This window comes from Fictibacillus sp. 23RED33, assembly GCF_015903925.1.
Taxonomy (GTDB): Bacteria; Bacillota; Bacilli; order Bacillales; family Fictibacillaceae; genus Fictibacillus; species Fictibacillus phosphorivorans.
Window position 1 is genome coordinate 1 of sequence record NZ_JACZDX010000019.1, and the last position, 6,827, is coordinate 6,827.

A 6,827-nucleotide genomic window follows, 5' to 3' on the forward strand; every position below is an offset into this window, starting at 1 on the left:
AGATTTAATACTTTGTGTCTTTACTATCTTTTGTGTAATCTTTTTAAAACCCTTATTAAACTTCAAAAAAACATTATCTCTACAAGGGCTTTCCTTGTGAAATGATGTTTTTAATAGGCAATCTATCATTAATTTCCTAATTTCTTTTTGACTCTCTTTTCTTTGGTGAACGCCATTAACAAAAAGGACATTTCTCATTCCGACGTTTCAAATGGTTTACAGTTCGCTTAAACAAATGTCCTGAAGGACATTTCAATTCTACCTTTTCTCGGTCAGGTGTGTAGTGGGGAGTTATTAAATTAAAACCAAGTTCATCTTCAACTCGTTTCTTTAATTGTTGAAACAGCCAGTCTTTATCACGAGAGCGTCCTGCACAATTCGGACACCACTTTCCCTGTGTGATACAGACATATTGAGTAGTCCACTCATGTCCTTCTTTGCAGATAATCGTAATTGGTGTCTGGCTCCCGTTATAAGCTCTGCTTAATAAGGTCCCTCCTTTAGCCTTGATGATTTTTTTCACACGCTGAATTTGCGGACTTTTAGAATAAAAATCTTCGTAAAAATCTTCAACACTCTCAACAAGTGTTGCATTTACGCCACAACAATATAGGAGTTCCAGAACGTATAATAAAAGTTCTTCGTCTGTGGTTGTGCAATAATAAGGGACTTCCAATAACAAAATGCCTTCTTTTAAACAAGCCTTTCTCTTATCTTTATCAGCTTCTTGTCTCTTAAGAAAACCTTCTATTGTCTTATGAAAGAACTTCACAAATTTATAGTGCTGAATTCCGTTGTATTCAAATGCTATTTCAAGCTTTAATTCGGAGAAATTATGATAACCATCTAGTTCAAAAGACGCAATTCTTTTCCCGTTTTTTTCGAATAATACTCCTGTAAGTTTCTCAAAAGTGTAACGGGTCTTGTTCTCCATTTGATAATATGAACATTTCGGACACCATTGACCATTCTTTACATTAGAAGGTGCCATTTTAAACTCGTGCCCATTCACACATTTGAATTTAAGCTTTTTGTCTTTGTTTACATATCTAGTAGAAAGACACTCACCGCCATTTTTTTTAGATATTTCTTTTATTATTTTCAACTGCTCTTCTTTGTTATGCCCTTGGCATGTTGGACACCACCCCCCATGGTTTTTAATCTGCACAGGTGTGGTATCCCATGAGTGTCCGAATTGGCATTTTACGGTGATTCTACTTCGTGCATTTTTATATTCTCCAGAAACCCATTCCCCTTTCTTTGAGGCGATGATAGCTTCTATAGCAAGTTTGTTTTTGTTTATGTCTCGGCATCTTTGGCTACATTCTGGGCAACCGTAAAGTTCAATCTTTTGATGTGATGTAGTCCATTCATGACCTTCATCACAGCGAATAAGAAGAGTTCTTTTTTTTGTTCCTTCGTATTCACCACTTAAAATTGTCCAGCCTTTCGTAACAAGAGTGTTTTGTAGTTTGGCAAACTGTACATCTTTATCTCTACCAATACAAGCTGGGCACCAGGACTCCAGAGCCTCTACACTCTTGTATGTAGATTCCCACTGATGACCTTTATGACACTCCCAAAGCATTTTTGTATTCACGTTGACAAACTCTTCGGATAAGCATTTTCCGTTTCGGGATTTAGCAGTAGCAATGCAATCAGCTAATGTGAACTTTCTTTTTGTTCTCAAATATCCGCACCCACCTTTTAAATTTCGAGTGTGTCTCATTTTCGAATGGTATACAACACGGCTCGTAAATTTATTACTTTCCGTTTTTTAGAGATTTATACATGGTTGTAAAGATTAGAAGTTCGATAGTAGGATTTTTAGATTCGTAGTGGTAAATTAATGCAATTTCATTTGAAAACAGAAAAAAATCTAGACAGGAAAAACCTCGGATGCCTAGAAATTTTTAAGTATGATATTTTGTGAAAAATTAACCACTTTAAAAGAAGGAGTTTGTTGCAATGAATGAAAATGAAAAAAAACATGTTTTTAATATACTGGAATCAATTGACTTAATTATTCAGCAGAATGACCAAATACTCATGTCTACTGACAGGAAAAATTTAAAGGCAAGAAATCAAGAAATTATATCGAAGGCAAAAAAACACATATCAAATAAAACAAGTAATCTAAGCAAAAAAGGGTAGTGCTAAAAATGCACTACCCTTTTGATTTAATTTCGCAAAACATGTTGGGCACCATTTCCCTGTAGCCAGCCAAGGATGACCAAATACATTAATGGGGTATTAGTGTTTACTTACTCTTTGGATAAGCAGCGTCCATTTCGGGATTCTGCAGCAGCAACAGCTAATTTTGAAAATTCTTTTTTTCTTAAATGTCTTCATCCTATCATCTAAATTTCAAGAGTGTTTCTTTTTCTATTGGTATACAACACGGCTCGTAAATTTATTACTTTCCGTTTTTGGGGAGATTTATTCATTGCGATTTTGGAATTAAAAGATTGATAGAAAGATTTGAGAGAATTGATGGAGAAGCGCTGTAAACTATGAAATGAGCCATTTTTATACATAAACAAGTGCCGTTGAAAGATAATTCAACAGCACCTTAGTGTAATGGTGTATAGTCTCAAATTTAGGATTATTGAACTCGATTAACTTTTATTACCGAAGTAAATTTTAAGTATTTCTTTCTTCTTTTCTTCAACAAATAAATTATATGGCTTCAATTTGAATGGTTCTCTTACAAGCTCATATAAAAAACCCGCTGGTAATCCATAAGCATGTATTTCTTTTATAACCTCTTCATGTATATTTTTATAATAAGACCTAGATTGTTCATTTAAAATGTTATTATATACTTCTTTTAACTTTTTTAGGTTAACGTCACGTTCAGCTTTGTCTTCAATTTGATTTATATATAAGATTAAGGAAGTTACAATCTCTGAGTTTATTGGATACAAGTATTTTTCTTTTACTAACCTTAAAATTAAATCTAATAATTCAGTTGGAGAAAGTAATTTTTCCGACAATAAAAACCCTATAACATTAGTAGTATTATTTTTTTGGGTTACACCATGATATAATTTGCGAATAAATAAATCATCACAAACGAAAATTTTATTAGAATTTTTGCTCAAATCAATTGAAGATAAATCTTCGTCTAAAAGAATATTAGGTATAGTTTCATATAAAGAATGCTCTTCTATTTCAACTTCAAACTTATTCATATCTGTTATGGATAATAAAATATTTGTCCAAAAAGTTTTTCTGTTTATTTTGTCATTTTCATTATAATTGTATCCCCTAAGTTCTCCTTCTTCACTTAGGTACATTATTCCTGAACTAGTCTTGGCATGTTTTTGTGCTTCTTTAATACCTTCTCTTATACTCTTTTCAACGTAAGTTGTAATCGAACACTTAGATGATATGGTCTCTAGTTTATCTAACAATCCAAGATATGCCAACATAATTAGAGAACTAATTGATAGGACATATTCCGAATCTTTATATATGTTTACTTCACCTGCATATAAATGCTGATTCTTATGATTTAGAAGTGAGACAATCATCTCGGAATAACTATCAACATTTTTTCCTGATAAATACGAGAGTGGCATTCCAATTTCTATTCCAAAGTTATAGTTACTCAACTGTTGAGTACGTTCTTCCCCAACCAATTTCATTGTTTCTTCCAAATTATTTTTTAATTTTACTGGGTCTTCAGTAGAATATGAAATAAAATAATTGTGGTCAGGAAAATCTTCTTGTAATTTTTTAATACAATAATTTTGAAAGTATCCATACAAATTAACGATATCTACAACTTCATAATTATCATCTTGCAATTTGATTTTTTCCCCTTTTCTTCCTAGGGAAACTAATAATAGGGAAATTGAATCATCAAAGCTATAATTCTCACAGCCATATTTTATTTCTCCAGATTTTTTTACTATACTTTTATCTCCATGTATGGCTATGTTTCTATATTTATCTTCAGATTTAATTATTACAACAGTATTTACTCTTACTTCATCTAAATCCAAATCTTTTTGCTCTTTATCAATATTTGAAAAATGCATTGAAATGTAGTTCATTAAAATTTTTTCTTCAAGTTGCTCAGGAAGTAAAAACAAAGCCCTTAATGCTGTTCTTTGTGCATCGTCCCACATACCTAATCGTGCTTTAAGATGACTAACTAATTGAAGATTATTCGATTCGTTTGATTTTAATAAATATTCAATTTCATTGTCTAACCCTTCTAAGTCTCCTTTTTCCATTTTGGCTACAACAAAATAATAAGCATAATATTCATCAATTCCAAAAGTCGTCCGATAATCTTCAAGTGTTTGAATTGCTTTTCTCGCTAGTCCTAAGCGCATTTCAATATCCACTTTGAACTTTAATAAGGAATTATATTTAACTCCTTTCCTATATAACTCTTTTGTTATTTCATATACCTCTAAGGTTTCCCTAGAGAATTGATTAATTTGTATAAACGTACTTATAAAGACCTTAAAAAGCTCTTCACTTTTTTCAAGATGCTCTCGAAGTAAACTTCTTGAATCATAATATTTCTCATAGCTGTTCAATACCTCACCATAAACTCTTAATTCTTCTTCATGAGTTTTATCTTTTTTAGAATGAAGTGAAGAAATTACTTTGTTGTATAATCTATCATCTTTGGCTTCTATTGTAATTCTTAACAGCTCAATATTAACAGGTATAGAATCTGATTCACTGTTAATAACATCAATTAATTCCTTTCGAATATTCTCATAACCCTTGGTCATATATCTTGCTTTTAGATAAAGCATAAAAATATTTGGGTTACATTTAAATTCTGATGAACTTAACTTATTATACTGGCTAATAATGGTATGCCAATCACTCTCTTCATTTAGAATTATAAAGTAATTAATTGTATTTATTTCTAGGTATTCAAATATGCTTTGAAGAATTACTTTGGCTTTATCTTTTAAATTGTTTTTTAGATATACATCTGCTTTCAAACTTAGAAAAAAATTATTATCATCAAAATCATTAATACTTTGTATTTTATGTAGAGCTTCCTTAGGATTAACCATCAACAAGAGATTGATTAAAAGAGTCCAATAATTCATTTTTTCTTCAAATGGTAAAAATTCAAGGAGATACTCTAAATTTTCAAATTCTTTTATATCTTCTTTGATTTCTTGGAAGACATCATCGTGTAATTTAAAAATCTGAGCCTCTCTATTACTCACTTGAATATTTGCCTTGACTACTATATAAGAAAACTTATATGCCATGTTTTTGTGCAAGTTAAAAGCTGCAGAAAATGCTCCTAGAGCCATATCAAGTTTTCCATTTTGAGCAAGTAGTACACCGTAAAAGTAATAAGCTTCATGGGATTCAAGTAAATTTGTTTTTAATTCATCATTATCCGTAAGTAACTCCCAAGCCTCCTTATATTTTTCATTGTTTATTTTATAGTTAATAGTTTTTATTAAGATATTTTCATTGGAGTAGTTATTCTTTTTAAAAGCTTGTAATGATTCTTCAAACAAACTAATATCCTTTCGTTTTAAAGATATTTGGTAATTAATTTCTGCTATATATTTTGAATCAGTATTGTATCTACTTATGTTCTGAATTACATCATCTAGTTTTTGATATTCATCTTTTTTAATATAAATACGTGCTTTCTGGTAATAGACAAATTCTTTTTGGTGGTCACTTAGTAAATGTAGTGATTCAAGTATATGTGAAAGTTCTTCTTCTGCTTGATGGAATTTATATAAATTAATTAAATTATAAATCTCATTTAATTTTTCTTCAGCAAATACATTATCTTCCTTCATTTTTGCAATTTGAATTTCGAGGTCTTCTTTAATTTGTTTTTGGGTTAATTCAAGTTTATCTGTGAGAATCGAAGTCTGAGCAGACATTTCTAAAGTTAAAAGAGAGTCTCTGATTTCTATAACTGAATCAATTAGTTCAAAAAAGTATTGAAAAAATATTTCCTCATTATGAACTTTTCTTCCTAAGGGTTCATAATATTGATTTATATTGTCAATTGCATTTTGTGCAATTAACTTTTTAAATTCTATAATATTTTCGTTTTTCTCATTTTGAAAGGATTGAAAGACTCTTTTATATATCGATTCAATTACTTCTGTTTTTTCAATGAAATTTTGAAATGCAAAAGTATCAATCTCTGTATTATCATATTGTGAATTAAAACTGCCAATGATAGTTTTTATTTGTTTTATTGCTAATTTATTATCTCGTTGCATTTTCTTATCCCATATGATGTTTGTGATAAGATTCAATCCAATACCGGATGCAACTGTCCCCATTATAGACATGAACTTCACCTCTAATTAATCCGTATTTAAAATTAATTCAATTATTTCAAAAAATTAACATTAAAACAATGGAGATTATCTCGAAAACCCGATGAATCGATGTTTGAGTGTCAGTCACTAAACTAATAATCCTTCTAAAAAAATTTTCTAATTTTCTGAAACCCCTATTTTTTATCATACCTTTATTTTACAATAAAGGTATCTTTTTATGGAGGTGATAGAGAACAACCATTGAAAAACGAAGAAAAATTGCTTCACCGAAACGATGAAACTGAAAGCTACTAAAGATTAAAAGAAGCATGTAGATTAATAATAACGGATAAACGTTTGTTGTCCTCAAGCGTATTGAAAAAAATCTTTTCATTCGTTTTAAAAATTCGGAACAAGGGCAATTACTATCTACTTCTTGGTGGTTTTTACTTTAGCAAATATCCTGAGGCTGTAAGGACTACTATTTTTTGGATTATTAAATACATCTTTTGAACACCCTAAAGCCGAAACCACTCTCAGTCG

At 30.3% G+C, this 6,827-nt stretch carries 3 protein-coding genes; 1 reads left to right on the plus strand and 2 read right to left on the minus strand.

Annotated elements, in window-relative coordinates; genetic code table 11:
* Window positions 1-175: 175 nt before the first annotated feature.
* Window positions 176-1,690, minus strand: coding sequence for a hypothetical protein (locus IHV09_RS22160; RefSeq protein ID WP_197265510.1), 1,515 nt, complete (start codon window positions 1,688-1,690; stop codon window positions 176-178).
* A gap of 278 nt (window positions 1,691-1,968) precedes the next feature.
* On the opposite strand from IHV09_RS22160, the gene IHV09_RS22165 reads away from it, so the two are divergent.
* Complete coding sequence (locus IHV09_RS22165; RefSeq protein ID WP_197265511.1) at window positions 1,969-2,154, plus strand: hypothetical protein; 186 nt, start codon at window positions 1,969-1,971, stop codon at window positions 2,152-2,154.
* 464 nt (window positions 2,155-2,618) lie between these two features.
* Here IHV09_RS22165 and IHV09_RS22170 read toward each other — a convergent pair whose 3' ends face one another.
* On the minus strand, window positions 2,619-6,314 hold the full coding sequence (locus tag IHV09_RS22170) for a PIN domain-containing protein (protein WP_197265512.1): 3,696 nt from the start codon (window positions 6,312-6,314) through the stop codon (window positions 2,619-2,621).
* Window positions 6,315-6,827: the final 513 nt, after the last annotated feature.

Excerpts from the sequence above, each read along its gene's own strand:
- IHV09_RS22165 (WP_197265511.1), top strand. The coding sequence starts at position 1,969 with ATGAATGAAAATGAAAAAAAACATGTTTTTAATATACTGGAATCAATT.
- IHV09_RS22170 (WP_197265512.1), bottom strand. The coding sequence starts at position 6,314 with ATGTCTATAATGGGGACAGTTGCATCCGGTATTGGATTGAATCTTATC.